The sequence below is a fragment of the Brumimicrobium oceani genome (assembly GCF_003143775.1).
GTDB classification, from domain to species: Bacteria; Bacteroidota; Bacteroidia; order Flavobacteriales_D; family Crocinitomicaceae; genus Brumimicrobium; species Brumimicrobium oceani.
In genome coordinates this window covers 211,570-232,463 of sequence record NZ_QFRJ01000006.1, presented here as the reverse complement: position 1 = coordinate 232,463, position 20,894 = coordinate 211,570, and the positions used below count along the sequence as shown (strand labels likewise).

The 20,894-nt window shown below is 36.7% G+C and carries 16 protein-coding genes; 13 read left to right on the top strand and 3 right to left on the bottom strand.

All coding sequences use genetic code 11. The features are described 5' to 3' along the window. The first annotated feature begins 468 nt into the window (after nucleotides 1-468). From DIT68_RS09720 to DIT68_RS09670, 11 genes are all read left to right on the top strand, one after another. Nucleotides 469-1,491 (top strand): AAA family ATPase, encoded by a 1,023-nt coding sequence (locus tag DIT68_RS09720; protein ID WP_109359601.1) that lies wholly within the window; start codon nucleotides 469-471, stop codon nucleotides 1,489-1,491. Nucleotides 1,492-1,503: 12 nt separating this feature from the next. Next, on the top strand, nucleotides 1,504-2,376 hold the full coding sequence (locus tag DIT68_RS09715) for a DUF58 domain-containing protein (RefSeq protein ID WP_109359600.1): 873 nt from the start codon (nucleotides 1,504-1,506) through the stop codon (nucleotides 2,374-2,376). Next, nucleotides 2,373-3,320 (top strand): protein BatD, encoded by a 948-nt coding sequence (locus DIT68_RS09710; RefSeq protein ID WP_146194179.1) that lies wholly within the window; start codon nucleotides 2,373-2,375, stop codon nucleotides 3,318-3,320. Before DIT68_RS09715 ends, DIT68_RS09710 begins: the two co-directional genes overlap by 4 nt. Continuing rightward, nucleotides 3,310-4,344 carry a vWA domain-containing protein gene (locus tag DIT68_RS09705; protein WP_109359598.1) on the top strand — a complete coding sequence of 345 codons (1,035 nt, stop codon included), beginning with the start codon at nucleotides 3,310-3,312 and terminating at the stop codon, nucleotides 4,342-4,344. The genes DIT68_RS09710 and DIT68_RS09705 overlap by 11 nt, the downstream gene beginning before the upstream one ends. Next, entirely contained in the window at nucleotides 4,337-5,500 is a 1,164-nt protein-coding gene (locus tag DIT68_RS09700; protein ID WP_109359597.1) for a VWA domain-containing protein, read from the top strand. Before DIT68_RS09705 ends, DIT68_RS09700 begins: the two co-directional genes overlap by 8 nt. After that, nucleotides 5,493-6,251, top strand: coding sequence for a tetratricopeptide repeat protein (locus tag DIT68_RS09695; RefSeq protein ID WP_109359596.1), 759 nt, complete (start codon nucleotides 5,493-5,495; stop codon nucleotides 6,249-6,251). The genes DIT68_RS09700 and DIT68_RS09695 overlap by 8 nt, the downstream gene beginning before the upstream one ends. Further along, nucleotides 6,245-7,963 carry a BatD family protein gene (locus tag DIT68_RS09690; protein ID WP_109359595.1) on the top strand — a complete coding sequence of 573 codons (1,719 nt, stop codon included), beginning with the start codon at nucleotides 6,245-6,247 and terminating at the stop codon, nucleotides 7,961-7,963. Before DIT68_RS09695 ends, DIT68_RS09690 begins: the two co-directional genes overlap by 7 nt. Further along, nucleotides 7,960-8,700: a hypothetical protein gene (locus tag DIT68_RS09685; RefSeq protein ID WP_109359594.1), complete on the top strand. Its 741-nt coding sequence runs from the start codon at nucleotides 7,960-7,962 to the stop codon at nucleotides 8,698-8,700. The genes DIT68_RS09690 and DIT68_RS09685 overlap by 4 nt, the downstream gene beginning before the upstream one ends. 422 nt (nucleotides 8,701-9,122) lie before the next feature. Further along, on the top strand, nucleotides 9,123-10,406 hold the full coding sequence (locus DIT68_RS16430) for a hypothetical protein (protein ID WP_199223405.1): 1,284 nt from the start codon (nucleotides 9,123-9,125) through the stop codon (nucleotides 10,404-10,406). A gap of 71 nt (nucleotides 10,407-10,477) precedes the next feature. Further along, nucleotides 10,478-13,369, top strand: a complete 2,892-nt coding sequence (locus DIT68_RS09675; protein ID WP_158276159.1) for a TonB-dependent receptor — start codon at nucleotides 10,478-10,480, stop codon at nucleotides 13,367-13,369. 426 nt (nucleotides 13,370-13,795) lie between these two features. Beyond that, on the top strand, nucleotides 13,796-15,169 hold the full coding sequence (locus tag DIT68_RS09670; RefSeq protein WP_109359592.1) for a saccharopine dehydrogenase family protein: 1,374 nt from the start codon (nucleotides 13,796-13,798) through the stop codon (nucleotides 15,167-15,169). Between the two features lie 184 nt (nucleotides 15,170-15,353). On the opposite strand, the gene DIT68_RS09665 is transcribed toward DIT68_RS09670, so the two are convergent. The 3 genes from DIT68_RS09665 to mnmD form a co-directional block, all read right to left on the bottom strand. Continuing rightward, a complete protein-coding gene (locus tag DIT68_RS09665) occupies nucleotides 15,354-15,953 on the bottom strand; it encodes a hypothetical protein (protein ID WP_109359591.1) in 600 nt (199 codons plus the stop codon). Between the two features lie 6 nt (nucleotides 15,954-15,959). Then, nucleotides 15,960-17,006: a tetratricopeptide repeat protein gene (locus tag DIT68_RS09660; protein ID WP_158276158.1), complete on the bottom strand. Its 1,047-nt coding sequence runs from the start codon at nucleotides 17,004-17,006 to the stop codon at nucleotides 15,960-15,962. 104 nt (nucleotides 17,007-17,110) lie between these two features. After that, nucleotides 17,111-17,776: a tRNA (5-methylaminomethyl-2-thiouridine)(34)-methyltransferase MnmD gene (mnmD, locus tag DIT68_RS09655; RefSeq protein WP_109359589.1), complete on the bottom strand. Its 666-nt coding sequence runs from the start codon at nucleotides 17,774-17,776 to the stop codon at nucleotides 17,111-17,113. A 263-nt stretch (nucleotides 17,777-18,039) separates the two neighbouring features. On the opposite strand from mnmD, the gene dnaB reads away from it, so the two are divergent. Together dnaB and DIT68_RS09645 are read left to right on the top strand one after the other, a co-directional pair. Then, nucleotides 18,040-19,584 carry a replicative DNA helicase gene (gene dnaB, locus DIT68_RS09650; protein ID WP_199223409.1) on the top strand — a complete coding sequence of 515 codons (1,545 nt, stop codon included), beginning with the start codon at nucleotides 18,040-18,042 and terminating at the stop codon, nucleotides 19,582-19,584. A gap of 48 nt (nucleotides 19,585-19,632) precedes the next feature. Then, nucleotides 19,633-20,892: an asparagine synthetase B gene (locus DIT68_RS09645; RefSeq protein ID WP_109359587.1), complete on the top strand. Its 1,260-nt coding sequence runs from the start codon at nucleotides 19,633-19,635 to the stop codon at nucleotides 20,890-20,892. Nucleotides 20,893-20,894: the final 2 nt, after the last annotated feature.

The following is a 20,894-nucleotide window of genomic DNA, read 5'->3' as shown; positions in this document are numbered from 1 at the left end:
TGACATAAGTTTTAGCCTCGCTTTGTTGAGTTTAGCACCATTATTTTCAACTTGCTCTTTTAAAAGACTAGATAATTGATTAGTTTTACTCTCAGGACTGGTATTCTTTTTCATAGATAAATGAGTGGAGTTATTCATCTAAGATACTGAATACCAGTCTTTTAAACAAGTGTTTCCATGCTTATTTTACTGATTTTTAATTAGTTATATTTTTGTCATGTAGTGTAGAATTGTATATAATTGAAGATTCACGTATTTTCGAAATTAATGAAAATTGAACATTTGCTGAGCTGGAAATTGTTTAAAAATCATAAAATTTCATGTTGTGATAAGAATGAAAATCAATACAACTAAAAATCTCCCAATTTCTTCTAATCCTTAACGATTCAAGGGCTTAACAATATTTAACATCCTACAGATTGACCTTGCCTTAACAATGAACATCTTTGTATTTCAGAACAAATTATTATGGAAGAAAATACATCATCCTCAATCACACCCGCTGATTCAATTCGTCAATTGACAGAGAAAATTCAGAACGAAACTCCGCTTATCGATATGATTAATAGGGGGTTGTCGAGTGTGATTGTAGGTCAAGATAAAATGTTGGAGCGCCTTTTAATTGCACTTTTAGCAGATGGACATATTTTGCTAGAAGGGGTTCCTGGCTTGGCAAAAACCTTAGCAATTAATACTTTGGCTGATGTAATCGGAGGAGTGTTTAGTCGTGTTCAATTCACGCCTGATTTATTGCCTGCCGATGTCACGGGAACACAAATTTACAATCAAAAGACCCAAGAGTTTTCTGTTACCAAAGGTCCAATATTTGCCAATTTTATTTTGGCTGATGAGATCAATAGAGCGCCAGCAAAAGTGCAATCTGCTTTATTAGAAGCCATGCAAGAAAGACAAGTCACTATTGGCGATGAAACATTTAAATTACCTCGACCATTCTTGGTGATGGCCACACAAAACCCAATTGAGCAAGAAGGAACTTATCCTTTACCAGAAGCGCAAGTGGATAGATTTATGTTGAAAGTGCAATTGGATTATCCAACGCCAGAAGAGGAAATGCAAATCTTACGCAGTAATGTGAGGAAAGAAGGTTTAAACAAAGCAAAAGCTGTGGTGAAACCAGATGATATTCTGCGGTTGAGAGAATTGGTCAGAGGAGTTTATTTGGATGAGAAAATTGAAAAATACATTATAGATATTGTTTTCGCAACTAGAGATCCTGAAAAATATGATCTTACCAATTTAACACCTTTAATTTCTTTTGGAGCCTCTCCTAGAGCGAGTATTAATTTGGCATTAGCAGCGAAAGCAAACGCATTTTTACAAGGGCGTGCTTATGTAATTCCAGAAGACATAAGAAGCATAGCGGTGGATGTGATACAGCACAGATTGGGTCTAACTTACGAAGCAGAAGCGGAAGGCGTAGATGCTAAAGCAATTATTGAAAAGGTCTTAGCAAGGGTAGAGGTTCCTTAATTTACAGGTTAGATGGAAACAAAAGAGCTTCTGAAAAAAGTACGAGAAATTGAACTGAAAACGCGCGGTCTCACCAAGCAGGTGTTCTCGGGTGAATACAATTCTGCTTTTAAAGGTAGGGGAATGACCTTTTCAGAAGTGAAAAACTATCAATTCGGTGATGATGTTAGAAGTATAGATTGGAACGTTACCGCTAGATTTAATGAGCCTTTTGTTAAAGTTTTCGAGGAAGAGAGAGAGCTTTCTGTATTTATGGTTTTGGATATATCAGGTTCAAATAACTTTGGAACTAAAACGAAATCTAAAAGGGAATTAATGCTGGAAGTTGCTGCAGTTCTTGCTTTTTCAGCAATAGCAAACAATGATAAGGTGGGGGCAATTTTCGTTTCCGATCATGTCGAAAAGTTTATTCCTCCTAAAAAAGGCCGATCACATGCTTTGATGATTTTGCGAGAGTTAATTTTGTACACTCCTAAAAGTAAAGCGACACACTTAAACGAAGGTTTAAAATTCTTTAGAAACGTCGTGAAAAAACGCAGTATTTGCTTTTTAATCAGTGATTTTTATGACGAAAATGATTATTTCGAAGGATTAAAAATCGCCAATAGAAAGCACGATATGGTGGCACTAAGATTATTTGATCCGGCGGAAAAAGAATTGCCTAATTTAGGATTAATTAAAATGTTTGATGCAGAAAAAGAAGTCATCAGATGGGTGAACACAAGCTCGAAAAAAGTGAGAGAAAATTACACTAACCGATTTGTAGAGTGTCAAAAGGATTTGAATACTAAGTTCAGAAAGGCAGGTGTTGATTATGCTTCTCTATCCACCGATGGGAAATATTTGGCTGAATTAAGTAAACTCTTTTTAACCCGAAGTAGATGATGAGGTGGAGCTTACATATCATTTTTTTATTTTGGATATCATTTTCCTTTGGTCAAAAATTAAACCTTAATCTAGACAAAGAAGAAGTGCTTATTGGTGAACCTTTTACATTGACCTATTCCGTAATTAGCGAGGTGGAATTGGATAGTATTGTCTATTTTGACTACAACGATTTTTTTCCTGGAAAAAACAGCCAAAACAGTCAAACTGATGAGGTAAACAGTTCTTATGAAATTGAAATAAGCGCTCCTTTCGAGGACACTGTATATCAAGAAGGAGATGAGTTTATTTGGAAAGGGAAATACAAACTCGTGGCTTGGGACAGTGCTTACGTCATTATTCCGCCAGAGGTCATCTCAATTAAGGATAGTATGCATGTTTTTCCGGCAGGATTAATTCATGTTCTGAGTCCTGCCATAGATGGTACAAAACCAATTTATGATATAAATGAAGTCTTTACATCTCTTCCTGAGAAAAACCCTATTTATTTATTTTTAGAAAAGCATTGGTGGTGGCTTGCTATTGCTTCGGTAGTGCTAATAGCGATAGGACTTCTTCTCCTAAGAAACGCGCGAAAAGAGCCTACTCCCTTAAGTTTGAGAGAGAGAACGTTGGCGAAAATAGATGACCTTGAAAAGGCTAAGGGCTACGAGTCTGATTTAAAGGAATACTATTACAATTTGTCGGTGATTTTACGAAGATTTTTTGCATCACATTATCAAATTCAAATAATGGATAAAACGACATCCGAAATTGAAATTGTGTTGGCAAGAAATGGTCTAGATAAAGAAAAAATACTTTTGACACGCCAATTGTTAATGCAATCAGATATGGTGAAATTTGCGAAATCTACTCCAGAATTAAATGAGATTATGAGCGTGACCAATGATGCAAGAAAAGTAGTAAATGAAATAGTTGATTTAGACGAGGTCAATGAAAAATAGTTTGTTCTTCAATATCAATATTTGGGAGTATCAATTCTTCGCTCCACATTGGTTGTGGCTACTTCTGCTGGTTCCTGTACTTCTTTTTTTTAGGTACAATAAACTAGAGAAAAGCGAAGGTGTTTACAAGTTCTCTCAACCATTGAGTCAGTTAAAAAACATCGAGTTCAAACCAATTAAATGGTTGGTTTTAACCATTTACACTTTTCTTGGAATAGGTCTGTCCTTGTTCATTTTAGCGATGGCTTTGCCAGTTTCGCCGTTTTCAAATGACAACAATAATCAATATGATGACGGTATAGATATCATGATTTCAATGGATGTCTCTTTGAGTATGTTGGCTACTGATTTTTTGCCCAACAGATTGGAGGCAGCCAAAGAAGTAGCAAAGGAATTCGTGGATGGAAGAACTTCTGACAGGATTGGATTTGTGGTTTTTGAAGGAGAAGCATACACGGCTTGTCCGCCTACAAGGAATTACGACTACTTGAAGCAAACTATTGATGAAATTCAGTCGGGTAAAATGGAGCCCGGAACTGCGATTGGGACAGGTTTGGGAACAGCCGTTGCACGATTAAGAAGCGATACTATCACTTCTAAAGTAATTATACTCCTAACAGACGGAGATTCAAACCGGGGAGAATTGTCTCCTTTATCTGCTGCTGAGTTGGCGAAAAATAAAGGAATAACAGTTTATACCATCGGTGTTGGAAAGAAAGGAATCGTAAAAATGCCAATTAACACCCCGTTTGGTCAAATTTACCGAGAAACTCAAGTTAATATTGATGAAGACTTGTTAGAGGAAATAGCAAAGTCTACTGGAGGTGCGTATTTTCGGGCAACCGATAAAAACTCTTTAAGGTCTATTTACGATACCATCGACGAAATGGAAACACGAAAAATGGTAAATAATACAACGAAAAGAGAACCACCCTATGAGCCTAAAAACTTCCTTTTATTTGGACTGCTATTTATTTTTGTAGGTTTTGTTACAGAACAGTTATTATTAAAGAAAAATGCCTAAAAGAAAACTAAGATATCGCTATCGTTTGCCATTCTTTACGGGATTAGTACTGGGGTTTGAATTACTTTTTTGGTTCATTACCTGGCAGTTTTTGAGAATATTTGGAGTTTTTTCCCCAGATTCTGCTGCGGAGAGAATATCCTTTATTGCCCCAAATTACGTTTGGTGGTTTCTCTTGCTGCCGCTCATCGTTGCTGTTTTCTATTTTCAATTGTATAGAAGGAATCAATTGGTGGAAAACATTGGAAGTTTAAAAACACTACATACTTTTCTGAAGCCTGTTTATACCAAAAAAGTGTTTTGGAGGTATTTTTTTATAAGGAATGCAGTGGTTTTTGCTGTTTTCGCCTTGATGCAGCCCGCCTTGGGTAAAAAGAACGTAAAAGGACAAAGCAATGGAGTGGAAATGATCTTTGCTGTTGATATCTCTAACTCCATGAATACCCGAGATATTAAAGGCGGAGAAACCAGGTTGGAAGTGGCAAAAAGAGCAATGAATCAGTTGGTTAATCAATCCACATCGTCGCGTGTTGGTTTGTTGATTTTTGCAGGAAACGCCTATCCTCAATTACCTTTAACCGCGGACAAGGAGGCTGTCAAAATGTATGTTGATGAGCTAAATACTAATTTTATTTCTAATCAAGGAACAAATATAGCCGCAGCTCTAGAAGAATCAAGTCGATTTTTCTCTAAACAAGAAGCTAAAAAAGTCTTGGTTTTAATTACAGACGGTGAAGACCATGAAGGAGGTATGAAAGAAGCTTATGCAGCGATTAGAAAGAAAAATATTGACGTTTTAATTTTAGGGATTGGTACTCAGGAGGGAGGAATTGTTCCACGAAGTGATGCGCCCAACTCCGTTTCATTAAAAGACGATTTGGGAAGATCTGTTATTTCAAAAGTTGATTTAGCCATGCTTGAGGAGATTTCTAAAAAGCTAAAAGGTAAGGTAATGTTGTCCAATGATTCTTTTCCGAACGTTTCTAAACTTTTAACTCAAATTAACAGCACATCAGCTTCTAACACCGTAAATTTGGACTTCAAAGTGAAAGAGAATAGATATCAATGGCCTTTATCATTCGCAATTTTATCGATACTGATTTTATTTTTCGTTGAATCTGTTCCACGATCAAACAAAAAAACAAATAATGCGTAATTTTTTACTTATTGCTTTAGTTTTCTTAATGACAGGGTTCTCAATAGGGCAGTCATGGGAAGATTCTTTGCGTTTGGGTAAAAAATACTATCAAGAAAAACAATTTGATAAAGCATATAGTGCCTTATTAGAGGCTCAAAAGTTGGCCCCAAGTCATATTGATTTGTCTCAAGATATAGGAAATGCCGCCTACAGAAACGAAGACTTTGAAATGGCGGAAAAGGCCTTTCGTGCAGCTGCTTCCAAAAAGACAGATCCCACCTTAAAGGCTAAAAATTGGCACAACCTTGGAAATAGTCAAATGAAGGCGAAAAAGTATAAAGAGGCCATTGAAAGTTACAAGCAGTCTTTACGCGGAAACGCTAACGATGATAAAACAAGGTACAATCTCGCCGAGGCACAAAGAAGATTGAAGATTCAAGAAGAACAACAAAAAAAACAGAATCAGGAAAATCAAAAGGCGAACGAAGATCAGCAAAACAAACAGAATTCTCAAGAAAGTGAACAGTCCCAGAAGGGAGAGGAAGGACGTGAAGGAGAAAAAAATGAAAGCCAGAATCAAAATCCTACGCCGAAGGGAGGAAACCCAAATGAACAATCAGAAGCCAAACCAGAATCAAAATTGTCTGACCGTAAAACGGAACGCTTATTAGAAGATTTGTTGAAGCAAGAAATGCAAACGAAAAAGAAGGTGCGAGGGGCAGAATCTGGTCAGAACCAAGAACAAATTAAATCAGGAAAAAGATGGTAAGGGCATTTATCTTACATATCATTTTGTTTTACACTATTGGTTTCAGTTTTGCACAACAACCCATAGTAGAGTTGGAGATAAATCCAAAAACTGTCGAAAGTGGCCAGTCTATTGCTATAACGATAAAAAGAAATATTGACGGCCAGTTAGACATGAAACTACCCGATGAATTTATCCAGTCGGGTGCGGTTCAGTCAGGGATGTCTTCTTCTTTTGTAATTATAGATGGAAAACAACAATCTGTTCGTTTTCATTACCAATCTTTCACCGGATATTTTGAAGGTGTTGGAACCTATGAAATTGGTCCCGCAAAAATAATTACAAGGAACGGTGAGTTTTCGTCCGAATCTCACAAAGTAAAGGTCATTAAGCGTCAGAACATGATCAGCGAGGACCCAAGTAAGAACATGCACCGAATGATTTTCGGAACAATACAACAATCCAAAAAAGAGCTTTGGGAGGGCGAGCCGCTTGTATTAGAAGGGAAAGTTTATTCCCAAGTTGAGGTGTTAGAGGTGCAAGGCTTTAAACCATTTGAGTTTGATGGGCCATCTGATGATCACGTGATTGGTAATCCAAATCAGACCAACAGCTCTTATGACGTAATAAACGGAAAGAATATTCAAACATTCAGAATTGGAAAGCAAGTTATTTTCCCTGAAAAGATTGGGACTTATGCAATAAAACCTTTTCAATCTGTTCTTTTGTATAACGATCCACGCACCAATTATCCCGAAAGAGCCAAAATTGTTTCTAATGAAGCAGCGGTAACCATCAAACCACTACCAACAGGAATACCTAAACATTTTATAGGAGGAGTAGGGAAGTTTGGTATTTCTGCACATCTTTCCAATACCCGATTGGATCAAGGAAAGGTGGTTGAACTTCGAGTAAAGGTGAGCGGAACAGGAAATTTACATAATATTGAAAAACCAAAAATTTACTTACCAAGTGGACTTGTTTTTTATGGCGATGCAGAAGTTGTAGATTCAATTGTTTACTCTTCTAGAGGTTCGGAAGGTAGCAAATCTTTTACTTACTATATTCAAGCCAATCGCGCTGGAAATATTCAGATTAATCCGATAAAGATTGCTTATTTTAACCCCAAGACGGAAAAGTACGAGCTTGCTGAGTGCAGCGTAAAAACCCTAAATATCAAATCTAATGGTGAGGAGGTTATTCCACTTCCAAAACCCAAACGAGAGGAGGTAAGAGAACCAAGTATGCAACCTTATATTACAGATAAAATTGGTGTAGATCGTTCTACCAATCCATTGTTCTGCGGTTGGAAGGGCGCAGTTTTAATTTTCTCACCAATTATGTTAGGTCTCTTTTTAGGTTTAGGTGTGCGCATTAGAAAGGAAAAAGTAGAGAATACCATCACCAAAAAAATGTCAACACAGCACAGATACGAAGCGCTGGCTGGAATTGGGAAATTGAGAGAAGAGAATAATAATTCAGATAAAATTAATGAGCTAACCCGTTTATTAGTTCGGTTTTTAGCCAGTGAATTTAAAGTGAATAACGGTGAGATTTCTAGAGACTTTCTGAAAAATAAGGTGCCTGACGAACTTCCAGAAACAATCTTCGATAAAATAATTTATGTGTTCAATGAGTTAGATGAGATTAAATACGGAGGGAAAATTGAAAATTCTGATGTTACACTTTTGAAAGATGAAGTGGAGTTCATCGTAAAATCATTTGAAGAATGAGAAATACAGTATCATTTATATTGGTTTTTTTAGTTTCGTTTAGTAGTCTAGCCATCGACTCTTTGTTCGAGGAGGGCTTGGATAATATAATGAAGAAAGACTTCAAAAAAGCACAAATGGGATTTTTGAAGGACGCAGAGAAACAACCCTCTTTTTCTGCATTTTATAATCTTGGAGTAGCTTCTGGTAGCTTGGGAGAATGGAGTAAAGCAAAATGGGCTTTTGAATCTTCATTGAAGTACAAACCCCTGAGCGGTGACGCACAGTTTAATGCGAAGTTTGCTTCACAAAAGCTAAGTCAAAATAATCTTTGGGAACATCCCTACCCATGGCATGAACGCCTTATACTTGGTTTTGGTGCTACAACTTGGAGCGTTTTAGCGATAGTTACCTCCTCTTTTCTGGGCTTGCTTATTTTTAATATCCTGACAAAGAAAAAGTCGAAACTTAGAAAATGGTGTTTGCGTTTAATTGCACCCGCAATATTGCTTTTTTTAGTTTCTTTTTATGGTGTAAATTCCATAAACAAGCATTATAACGAAGAACGCTACGGAATTATGAAAGCTGTGGATGTTCCTTTTTATATCTCTCCAAATGGAGTCCAAATTCAAAATGAAGTTGATCCAGGGAGTCGATTGGAAATCAAGAAGTATTTTAAAGATAGCACTTGGGTTCAAATTAAAGCTCAAAGCAGCAACCTGTTGTGGATTGAAAACAAGAATTTGTACACTTACTAAAATGATTGTCTTTAACCTTTAGATAGTGATTGGTCCTAGCGCTTCCTTATTCACGCTTGTACCAAATTTAAAAATAATAATAGCTCCTACTTTTGCGTATGCCTTGAAGCCCTTAAACTGGTACGAACGAATTGTATTCACCTATCTAAATACGAAGGAAATCCCCAATATCTAAGCCCCAATCCACCTGAAAAAGCATTTCCACTTGCAGTCAATCGACATTCAAACTTCCCTTATTTGTAGAGTTCATCTGGTCTTTTAACACTATCCAGAGATTAGTTGAGTGATAATGGAGGCATTAAAATACTCAATATTGAATACTCAAGCCCTCTTAACATCAATTTAATATAGCTTTAATTTACCCTTAAAAGGAAAAGCGTTTTTCATCCGCACCTTTGTTCTAAATAATTAAAGAACGAAAAATGAAAACTAAAAAATTAAGAGTAGGCGGCTTATTGGTCTTGGCAACACTCACACTAGCAACTACATCTTGTAAGAAAGAAGGATGTACAGATGAAACAGCAATTAATTATAGCGAAGAAGCTAAAAAAGACGATGGTTCGTGTAAATACGAAGAAGTAATAAATGATGGTTCTACAATAATTGTTTCAGAAAATATTTCAGAAAATACTACGTGGACAAATGACAAAGTCTATGTTTTAAATACACGAGTTACTGTTCTGTCAGGAGTAACTTTAACAATAGAGCCAGGAACGATAATTAAAGGTGAAGTGGGTACAGGTCCAAATGCCACCGCTTTAATTATCGCAAGAGGAGGAAAGTTAATGGCAGAAGGAAACGCAACTTCACCGATTATTTTTACCACAATAGCCGACGAAATTCAACCAGGACAAATTGATAGTCCAAACATGAGTGCTGACTTAGATGGACTTTGGGGAGGGTTAATCGTTTTAGGAAACGCGCCAATTTCAGCAGATAATCCATCGGTACAAATTGAAGGAATTCCGCCATCTGACCAAAATGGATTGTACGGAGGTTCTGATGCAACAGATAATTCAGGAGTTTTAAAATATATTTCTATTCGTCATGGAGGAGCAAATATTGGAGAAGGAAACGAAATTAATGGATTGACACTTGGTGGAGTAGGTAATGGAACAGTTGTCGAAAACATAGAAGTGGTTTCAAACCAAGATGACGGAATAGAGTGGTTTGGCGGTTCCGTGAATGTGAAAAATGCAATTGTTTGGAATGCTGGTGATGACGCCTTAGACACAGACCAAGCATGGAGCGGAACATTAGATAATTTCATCGTTATTGCGGGAGAAACCACAGACCACGCACTTGAAATTGATGGTCCAGAAGGATCAGCCCTTGCTGCACATACGATTAGAAATGGTTCTGTAAAAGGAGCTTCAAATACTGAATTGGCAGACTTTAGAGACGGTGCAAGAATTAACTTAGCAAACACTTACTTCTTTGGTTTCCCAGACCCTGCAACTGATGGTCGAGGAGATTTTTCATTGAGTGGTCAAGCTTCTATAGATAATTTCACCAACGGAATTATCAACTTTTCAAATCTTGAAATTACACTTGAAAATGGAAGCATGTTAACAGATGTTTTTAAAGACGGAACTGATGCCAATGCTTCAAGTGTGATGCTCAATGCAAATACAGTAGGAGCGGATGTTACCCCTTTCTTAGGGTGGACATTGTCTGACAAACGCGGAGAATTATCAAATTTCTAAAACTTTAAACTCCAAAATGTCCCATTGCACTCAGGCTTTGGGATGTTTTGATTTTTTTAAAAATGATTTTTATGAAATTACATTTACTTTTTATCACTTTTATTTTTGTTGGGACATCTTTTGTAATGAATGCGCAACAAGGATTTATCACAGGTCAAATTACGGATGGAACAACAGGAGAGCTACTTCCTGGAGTTCGCGTAATGGTGAAAAACCATAAAATTGGAGCCTACTCAGATTTAGATGGTGGAATTTCTATTGCGGTGGAGCAGGGAATTTATGATTTGCAAGTGACTTACATGGGCTATGATACACTAATTGTAAATGCCATTGAAGTAAAACCTGAACAAACAACTGCATTAGATTTACTTCAAATTCAATCTGAAGCAAGTGACTTTGAGGAAGTGGTAATTTCTGCAAATCGAAAAACGAATACCGAAAATGCAATTCTTTCGTTAAAGCAAAAATCCAGCAATATGATTGATGGAATGTCTTCTGCGAAGTTTAAGAAAACAGGAGATTCTGATGCCGGTGCAGCTATGAGGAGAATTCCCGGTGTTTCTTTAAGCGATGGGAAATACATTTTCATTCGTGGAATTGGAGACCGATACAGTAAAACATTGCTGAATGGATTAGAAGTTCCAGGTTTAGATCCTGATAGAAATACTGTTCAGATGGATATATTCCCTACAAAAATGATTGATAATATTGTAGTTTATAAGTCAGCTTCTGCCGATTTACCAGCCGACTTTACAGGAGGACTAATTGACATTTCTTTAAATAGTGCAGCCACAGAAAGTACAAGAAGTATTGCGATGAGCACCGCTTTTAATCCGAATTATCATTTTAAGGACAATTATCTTACCTATGAAAAAAGTGGAGCTGATGCCTTGGCTTTCGGAAAAAACTCTCGTGAAATTCCAGCAGAAAATAATATCCCTTTTTTCGCAGAAACAATTGCCAACCCTGATGGAGCGAAAGCAAAACGATATCAGCAAATTTTAGGTTCATTTGACCCAACCCTTGCAGCAATGGAATCTAATTCCTTAATGGATATGGGAATCGATGCAAATGTGGGAGATTTATTTAAGAAAAAAGGGTACACAATTGGCTATAATTTTAATGTCTCTTATAAAAATGAAACCAAGTTTTATGAAGATGCTTTGTTCTCAAGATATGGCTTGTCGAATGATAGAAATGAAACAAGCATGGAGATGAGAGAAATTCAAGAAGGTAACTATGGAGAAAATAATGTTTTGCTGAGCGGAATGTTAGGTTTAACCTTGAATACAGCGAAATCGAAGTACAATTTTAATTTGTTACACTTACAAAACGGAACATCCACTGCAGGAATTTTTGATTATGACAAAACAGATCAAGGTGCAGTTTTCTCTGGATTTCAACACAATTTAGAATACGCAGAACGTGCTTTGTCAACAGTAATTGTTTCTGGAAGTCATAAATTGACCAACAAGAATCTTGAGTTAGATTGGGCTTCATCGACTTCACTTTCTTCAATTGATAATCCAGATATTCGATTTACACGTTACGAAGAAAGAAATGATGGAAGTTTTAATATTGGAACAGAATCTGGATTTCCAGAAAGAATTTGGAGAGAATTGGATGAAATAAATACTTCAGCAAAAGTTGATTTAAAGAAGAATTTAAAGCTTTTTGGAAATGAAGCGCAATTCAAGATTGGCGCAATGCAAAGTTATAAAAAGCGTGAATTTAAGATTCGTTCTTTCTCTATAAATGTCAGGAATGTGGAGTTAACTGGAGATCCTAACGAATTGTTTGCCGAGGAAAACCTATGGCCATACAACGGAGATATTTCGAAGGGAACAACTTTTGAGACTCCATTTATACCAGTAAATCCAAATCAATTTGAGTCTTCTGTTTCATCAACTGGTTTTTATGGTTTAACAGAAATTTCACCAGTTAAACAGTTGAAAATTATTCTAGGATTAAGAACAGAAATTTATTCTCAAAGATACACTGGAAGAGATCAATTGGGAACAAATGTCTTGAATGACGATGTTGTTTTAGAGGAATTGGGATTATTTCCTTCAATGAACTTGGTATATTCCGTTTCAGAAAAGCAAAACATTAGAATTTCTTACGGAAAAACTACGGCAAGACCTTCATTCAAGGAATTGTCTTACTCTGAAATTTTGGATCCAATTACAGGAAGAACTTTTATTGGTGGCTTATTTAGAGATGCCAACGATGTTTCCGGAGTGGAATATTGGGATGGAAACCTACAAAGTACTTCCATTCATAATTTTGATTTGAGATGGGAAATGTTCCATGGAAGAGGACAAACTTTCTCGATCAGCGGATTCTACAAGATGTTTGAAAACCCTATTGAAGTGGTACAGTTTGCTACGCAATCTGGCGCTTTTCAGCCAAGAAATGTAGGGGACGGAACTGTTTTAGGACTAGAGTTTGAAGCCAGACAGTTACTAGGATTTCTCTCGAAAAACTTAGATAACTTCGCTTTTGCAATGAATGTAACCCTAACACAGTCACAAATAGAATTGAGTTCAACAGAATACGAATCGAGGGTAAACAACGCCAGAGCAGGACAAGAAATAGAAGAGTACAGAGACATGGCTGGACAAGCACCTTGGATTGTGAATGGAGGAATCGAATACACGGGTGAAACTGGATTTGGTGAAAACTTAAATATTGGAGTTTACTACAACGTGCAAGGAGAAACGCTTTTGTTTTCAGGAATAACCGACCGACCAGATATTTATACGGTTCCTTTCCATGGAGTAAACATGAATATTTCAAAACGATTCGGAAAGAAAGATCAGTTTAACGCTGGAATTATGTTTAAAAACATCTTAAACAGTAAAAAAGAAGCAGTTTTCAAATCCTTTGAAGCAGAAGATGAACATTTCTTCTCACTTCGCCAAGGAACTACAATGAGTTTAAAAATGAGCTGGAATTTTTAAGCTCTTTTGCGCAAGCGCAAAAGCCTTCGCCCCGTACGGACGATTTGCAAATCGTCCGTCCAGGTGCGAAGGAAAACACCCCATCCCTAAAACCCAAATCCCCAAACCCATGCTACCGCGAGATTTTTATCTCGTGGTTCTAAACTACCGCGAGATTTTTTTTCTCGTGGTTCTAAACTACCTAGATTTTTTTTCTCATAGTCTCTAGCAACCCCTAATCTGCCACCACCCATGCTGCCGCGAGATTTTTTTCTCGTGGTAGCTAGTTTTTAACCATAAATTACCAAAACTAAAAACCAATTTACTTGATAAATACCTTGATTTTCCTTTGTTTTGTTACTTAATCAAATAGAGAATGCGTTTGAATTTTGAACTTCAAAAAATGGTTTTATTTTTAATACACGCAGGAACAAAAATTATCAAACAATGAAAAATATTTTAATATTAGGAGCAGGATTATCATCTTCCTCACTAATACGTTACCTTCTTCAAAATGCTGAAAAGGAACAATGGCACTTGAAAATTGTAGATCAAAACAAGGAAGTCATTGAGAAAAAAATCAACGGATCCAAGTTTGCAACTGCAATGGTTTTTAATGCTCTGGACCCTATCGAAAGAAAACCGGAAATTGAAAAAGCAGACATCGTCATTAGTATGTTGCCCGCTCGTTTTCATGTCGATGTAGCAAAGGATTGTATTCAAATGAAAAAAGATTTGATTACTCCTTCTTACGTTTCCCCAGAAATGAAAGCACTAAATGAAGAAGCGAAAGAGGCCGGAATTATCATTATGAATGAAATTGGTGTTGATCCGGGGATTGACCACATGAGTGCAATGCGTGTGATTGATGAAATTCGTGATGCGGGTGGAGAAATGAAGATTTTTGAATCATTTACTGGGGGGCTTGTAGCTCCAGAAAGTGACGATAATCCATGGAATTATAAATTCACTTGGAATCCAAGAAATGTTGTTTTGGCAGGGCAAGGTGGCGCAGCGCAATTTATTCAAGAAGGACTTTATAAGTACATTCCTTACTATAAATTGTTCCGCAGAACAGAAATTATCGATATCGAAGGATACGGTCGTTTTGAAGGCTATGCCAACAGAAATTCATTAATGTACCGTGAATTATATGATTTAGAAGGAATTCCAACCATTTATCGTGGAACATTGAGAAGAGTTGGTTTCTCTAGAGCTTGGGATGTTTTTGTTCAATTGGGAGCAACAGATGATTCTTACACTTTAGAAGGAAGTGAAAACATGACCAATCGTGATTTCATTAACTCATTTTTGCCATACAATCACAGTGATTCGGTTGAATTAAAATTGCGTCACTACATGAAAATCGATCTTGATGATTCCTTATGGGACAAGTTGGTTTGGTTAGGGATTTTCGATAACGAGAAAAAAATCGGATTAAAAAATGCCACTCCTGCGCAAATGTTACAACACATTTTGGAAGCGAAATGGCAATTGAAACCAGATGATAAAGACATGATTGTGATGTATCACAAATTTGTTTATAAACTGAATGATGAATTAAGAGAAATCACTTCTGAAATGGTGAATATTGGTGAAGACCAAACATTTACTTCGATGAGTAATACGGTAGGTTTGCCTTTGGGAATTTGTGTAAAGAAAATTCTAAACGAAACGATCCAATTAAAAGGAGTGGTTATTCCAACCCACAGAGATGTGTATAATCCAATTTTGAAAGAATTGGAAGACTATGGAATTGTGTTTAAAGAAAAACAAATTGATCCACCAAGATTGTACAACACAGAAGAAACATGGAAGTAAAGGTTAGACAGGAATGATATAATTGCAAAACAGTAGAGACGCGATGCATCGCGTCTCTACTGTTTTGCAATTTCAACCAATGTCTTATAATTTTCATACAAATAACTGTAAAAAAATCCGTGAAAATCTGCGTTGCTTGCATCCGCATCATCCGCGTTCCATTACAGCGTATAACAAACGCTCTCTAATGCGCTTGGCTTTTCAAGTCCACATAAAATTTCACTCCAACAATCACTAAAACATAAACATAACCAGGAAGCAAAATTAAGTTTGCTAATCCAATTGCCAAACCACCTCCAGCCAGTGCGATGAGCAAGGCTTTTCTTCTTGCGAAAATCAAGTTTTTCCATGACGACATCTGGTAGGCGCCTGTCTTCACAAACATGGCTTTGTATTGCTGGAAATTTCCTAAAACAACCAAAGGCAATAAAATATAACCTTGTGGAATAGGGATTCCCGCTTCTTCGTAGCTCAAGAATTCTATGATTTGATTCGGAAAATCTATACCTGGAAGGATAAAATAAACCGCAAGATGTGCAATTACAATGACTAAAAGCATCAACACGGAGTTGAATATTAACCTACCATAGCTTATAGAAAAAGGGAAGTTAATTTTTTGAAACTGAATGATTTTTTTGACTTTGATGTAGACAAAAACTTCGGTTGCAACTAAATCAATAAAATAGAACAGTAAAATGAAGTAAATACCCCAGTCAAAAAACACCAATCCCAAAATAGGAATTACCGCCTCACTAATCGCATGGATTAATTTAAAACGATGCATTGAAAACTAGTATTTACCACGCAGTTTTTGTGCTGCTTGTTTGGCTTCTTCAAAGTTTTCGTCTATCTTGATTGCTTCGGTGTAGGCTCTACCTGCTTCCTGAAATCTATCTTGTGCATAGTACAACTCTCCCAATTGAAACCAAGCCCATGGATATTCTTCTTTGACATCTAAAGTTTTATCATAAAAATAAGCCGCACTGTCTAGTTCCTTTTGGTAGTAATGCTTGATCACCCCTTGATTGTAGTATGTAATGTGAAATTCGGGTTCAATTTTTCCAAGTTTTCTGTACTCCTTCAATGCATTATCATACTCACCTAAATCTTGTAGACTTTTTGCAATTCCATAGATTGCGTTTAAGTTTTCTGGTTTTAATTCAACCGCGTTTTGGTAGTATTCAAGCGCTAGTTTATGATTCCCCATTGAAGTCAGTAACCAAGCTGTGTTTAAATGACCAATAAAAAATTCTGGATCAATTTGAAGTGCCGTTTGATAACTGGAAACGGCCAAATCGTTTTTCTCTAAAGTTTTATAAATTGAACCTTTCAAAACATATCCGTCTCGGTATCGTTCGTCCATTCTTAGTGCGTCATTGATATATTTTATGGCGGTTTTAAAATCTCCTGTTAAAGAATAAGTATTCGCCAATTCTACCAAAGTTTGTGGATCTTTGGGTTGAAGAGAAAGCACATACTGATAATGGCGTTTCGCTCTTTCAATGTCTGATCTTGGTGTTTCAGGTTTATTGATTAATGTCCAAGCATACAATTGGCGTGCTTTTATATTTGTTGAATCAATTCTAAAGGCTTTCGCTCCGGCATTTAAGGCACACGAAAAATTAAGATTTTCTTTACAAAGCTCTCCCTGACGAATCCATAAATCAATATTTTCAGGATTGTTTTCTAAACTGTCGGAGATTTCAGCTAATTCATCTCTTTCCGTGCTTACTTCCTCTTTTACAAAGAATTGTTCCTCTTCTGTGTTTTCTTCGGAGGTACAAGAGAATAGCATACCAAGTCCTAAAAGGGCAAATATATAACTGTTTTTAATCATAATTTTCATACTTAAAGGAGCAAAGATAAGTAAATCTTCACTCTTAGGGTTTACTTTAATTGCAGAAGCTTAACTGAAATCTACGTTTAACTCAATGGTTTGCTTTATCTCTTCCTCGCCCTCAACATCTCTCTTTTTCCTGGAGGTCCGGGGATTTTTTCTACTTCAAATCCTAAAGCAATCAAACTTCTGCGGACATCTCCCTTAGCACAATACGTAACAAAGATTCCATTGGTTGATAAAGCATCATACATTTTCGATAAAACTTCATCTGTCCACATAAAAGGTTGCGCTCTGGGACCAAATGCATCGAAATAAATAAGGTCGAAACTTTCCTTTTTGGGAACAAAATCTTCCATTTTTTGCTGAATTTTCTCCAAAGTAAACAATTCATTAATCTCCTCTGGAACATCCCATTTTGTAGCATGCATCTTGTTGAATTCCGTTTTTACGGGTTCAATATCTTCCAGTTCTGCATAACCCAATAAATCAACCTCTTCTTGTGTTACGGGAAAAGCCTCCAAGCCAGCGTAATAAACCTTTTTATTGTCTTTTAAACTTGCATTTACTGTGATTATTGCATTCAATCCAGAACCAAAACCCACTTCTAAAATATTGACATGATCCTTTTCAATTTCATCCCAACCACTTTTTATGAAAACATGCATTGCTTCTTGAAGCGCCCCGTGATTGGAGTGGTAATGTTCGTATAAGTCTGGAAGATAGAGCGTTTTTGATCCATCTTTTGTTGTAATTATTTGTCTTTTCATGTTTTAGTCTATTTCTAAAAATCAATTTTCCAATCTTTCTCTTTTCGAACTTGTTTATCGTAACTTTGTATGTGCAAAACTAATGATAGTTTTTTGTAATTATACTATTAGTTGAAAGCACAATCAAGGCTCTGGCGAAATAAAAGTTATACACCAAAATAGAGTTTTACACAATCTTAAAAGATGATACCCTTAAAGCCAACTTTCGAATTGGTTTTAAATATATTTGCAATATGGAGAAGCAGGATAAAAAAGAAGGAAAAATGACAATGAGCAGAAGCACACGTGGAGCGAAAAGCCCTATGGATGTTGGACGAATCCCACCACAAGCCACTGATTTAGAACAGGCTGTTTTGGGGGCCATGATGATCGATGGTACTGCCATGAATAACGTTATTGATATTCTTAGAACCAAAGACGCTTTCTATGATCCTAAGCATCAGGCCATTTTTGAAGCCATGACGGAATTGTACAATACAACAACTCCAATTGACCTTTTAACAGTCACTGAACAACTCCGTAAATTAGGAAGTTTAGAAATTGCTGGTGGCGCTTATTACTTGTCTACCTTAACCAATAAAGTTGCTTCAGCTGCGCACGTTGAACATCACGGTAGAATTATCATTGAGAAATATATTCAACGAGAAATTATTGGAATTTCTAGTGAGATTCTAAAAGAAGCTTACGACGAAACCAAAGATGTTTTTAGTGTGCTTTCAAAAGCAGAGGAAGATTTGTTTGCCATAGCTCAAAACAACATGAAAAAGAGCTACGACACCATGCAAACTGCTATGAAAGGTGCCATAGAAGAGATTGAAAGTGCACGTGGAAATCAAGATGGGGTTTCCGGAATTCCAACAGGTTTAAAAGCATTAGATAAGCTAACTTCTGGTTGGCAACGTTCGGATATGATTGTAATTGCCGCACGTCCTGCAATGGGGAAAACGGCTTTCGTACTTTCTATGGCAAGAAACACAGCGGTAGATTACAATATGGGAGTTGCCTTTTTCTCGCTTGAGATGTCAAGTGTGCAATTGGTAAAACGTTTGATTTCTTCAGAAGCGCAAATTGATGCTGAGAAATTAAGAAAAGGTAATATTGAAGACCATGAATTTCAAATGATTCATACCAAAATTGCGCGTTTATCCAAAGCACCAATTTATATCGATGACACGCCAGGAATTTCGATTTTCGAATTGCGTGCTAAGTGCCGTCGAATGAAACAAAAACACAATATTGAATTGGTAATCATTGACTACCTTCAATTAATGACAGCTGGAACAAATAAAGGTGGGGGAAACCGTGAGCAAGAGATTTCACAAATTTCTCGTTCGATTAAAGAAATTGCAAAAGAATTAAATATTCCTGTTATTGCCTTGTCTCAGCTGAGTCGTTCGGTGGAACAGCGTGGAGGAGATAAAAGACCAATTCTTTCTGACCTTCGTGAATCTGGAGCAATTGAGCAAGATGCCGATATCGTTTCATTTATTTACCGTGCCGAATATTATGGTTTGTTGGAAGATGAAAAAGGGCCAACACAAGGAATGGGAGATATTATTATCGCAAAACACAGAAATGGTTCTACGGATACAGTTCGTTTGAAATTTATAGGGAAATACGCCAAGTTTGCTAACGTTGAATCTTTCGGAATGGATGAAGAAGTTCCGCAACTGGGTGCAATGCCTGTTGGAAATGAGTTCGATACATCAGCTGCCGAAAATCGCATGGTAATTTCTAGTAGAATGGACGATATCGATGATGATGATTTTGATATTTCACACAATGATAGCGGTGAAGCTCCGTTTTAATTGTTGAGTCGGTAAATTTTTTATTACTTTGTTCTAAACGAAATAATTATGCGGTACATTTTTACAACAATAATAGCACTTTTAATAGGGTTTCAAGTTTTTGCAGCTTCCATTTTAGTGCCTATGGATAAAGCACAAGCCAATCATTTAAAAGCGTATGGAATCGCTTATTTCGTTTTAGAAAATGGTGTAACAATGGAGTGGTTGCTCAATTATAGAGGTGGTTCTTTTCTTCTGCCACAACTTTCAGCCATAGAAAATGAATTGGTCATTCGTGGGGTGAGCTATGAAATTTTAGCCGATGGACAAGTGAATAACATAAAAAGAAATATTTCTTCTCCTGAAGTAAATCAAGAAGTGGTGCAATTAGAAGTAGCACCAAAAATTGCAGTTTATACGCCAGGAGGAAAACAACCTTGGGATGATGCCGTGACTTTGGTTATGGAATATGCCGAAATTCCTTATGATAAAGTCTATGACAGCACTGTAATTGCAGGTGGATTAAAAGACTACGATTGGTTACATTTGCACCACGAAGATTTCACAGGTCAATACGGTAAATTTTATGCTGCCTACAGAAACGCACCATGGTACAGAGAGCAAGTTGCAACCCTAGAAGCCAGCGCAAAAAGCATGGGGTTTGCCAAAGTCTCTGATATGAAATTAGCAGTCGCAGAAACGATTAAAAGTTACGTTTTTTCAGGCGGATTTCTTTTTACAATGTGCAGCGGAACAGATAGTTTTGACATTGCTTTAGCAGCCCACAAAACGGATATCGTTGAACACATGTTTGATGGAGATGGAATGGATCCCAACTATAAATCAAAAATGGACTTTGAAAATGGACTTGCCTTTGAAAATTATGAAATCAAAGAAAATCCAATGGAATACGAATATTCTACTATAGACGGGACAGATAGGCACAGACGAATTGGAGAAAAAGACGATATTTTCACATTGTTTGAATTTTCTGCAAAATGGGATGTTGTACCTACAATGTTAACCCAAAATCATACAACGATTATCAAAAATTTCTATGGTCAAACCACAGATTTTGTAAAGGAATACATTAAGCCTTCTGTTACAATTATGGGAGAATCAAAAGCCATTGAAACCGTGAAATATGTGCATGGAGAATTAGGTTTAGGAACTTGGACTTTCTATGGTGGGCATGATCCAGAAGATTATCAGCACAGGGTTGGAGATCCGCATACAGATTTGAGTTTGCATCCCAACTCACCAGGTTATCGTTTAATATTAAATAACGTTCTTTTTCCAGCAGCGAAGAAGAAAAAACGTAAAACATAGAA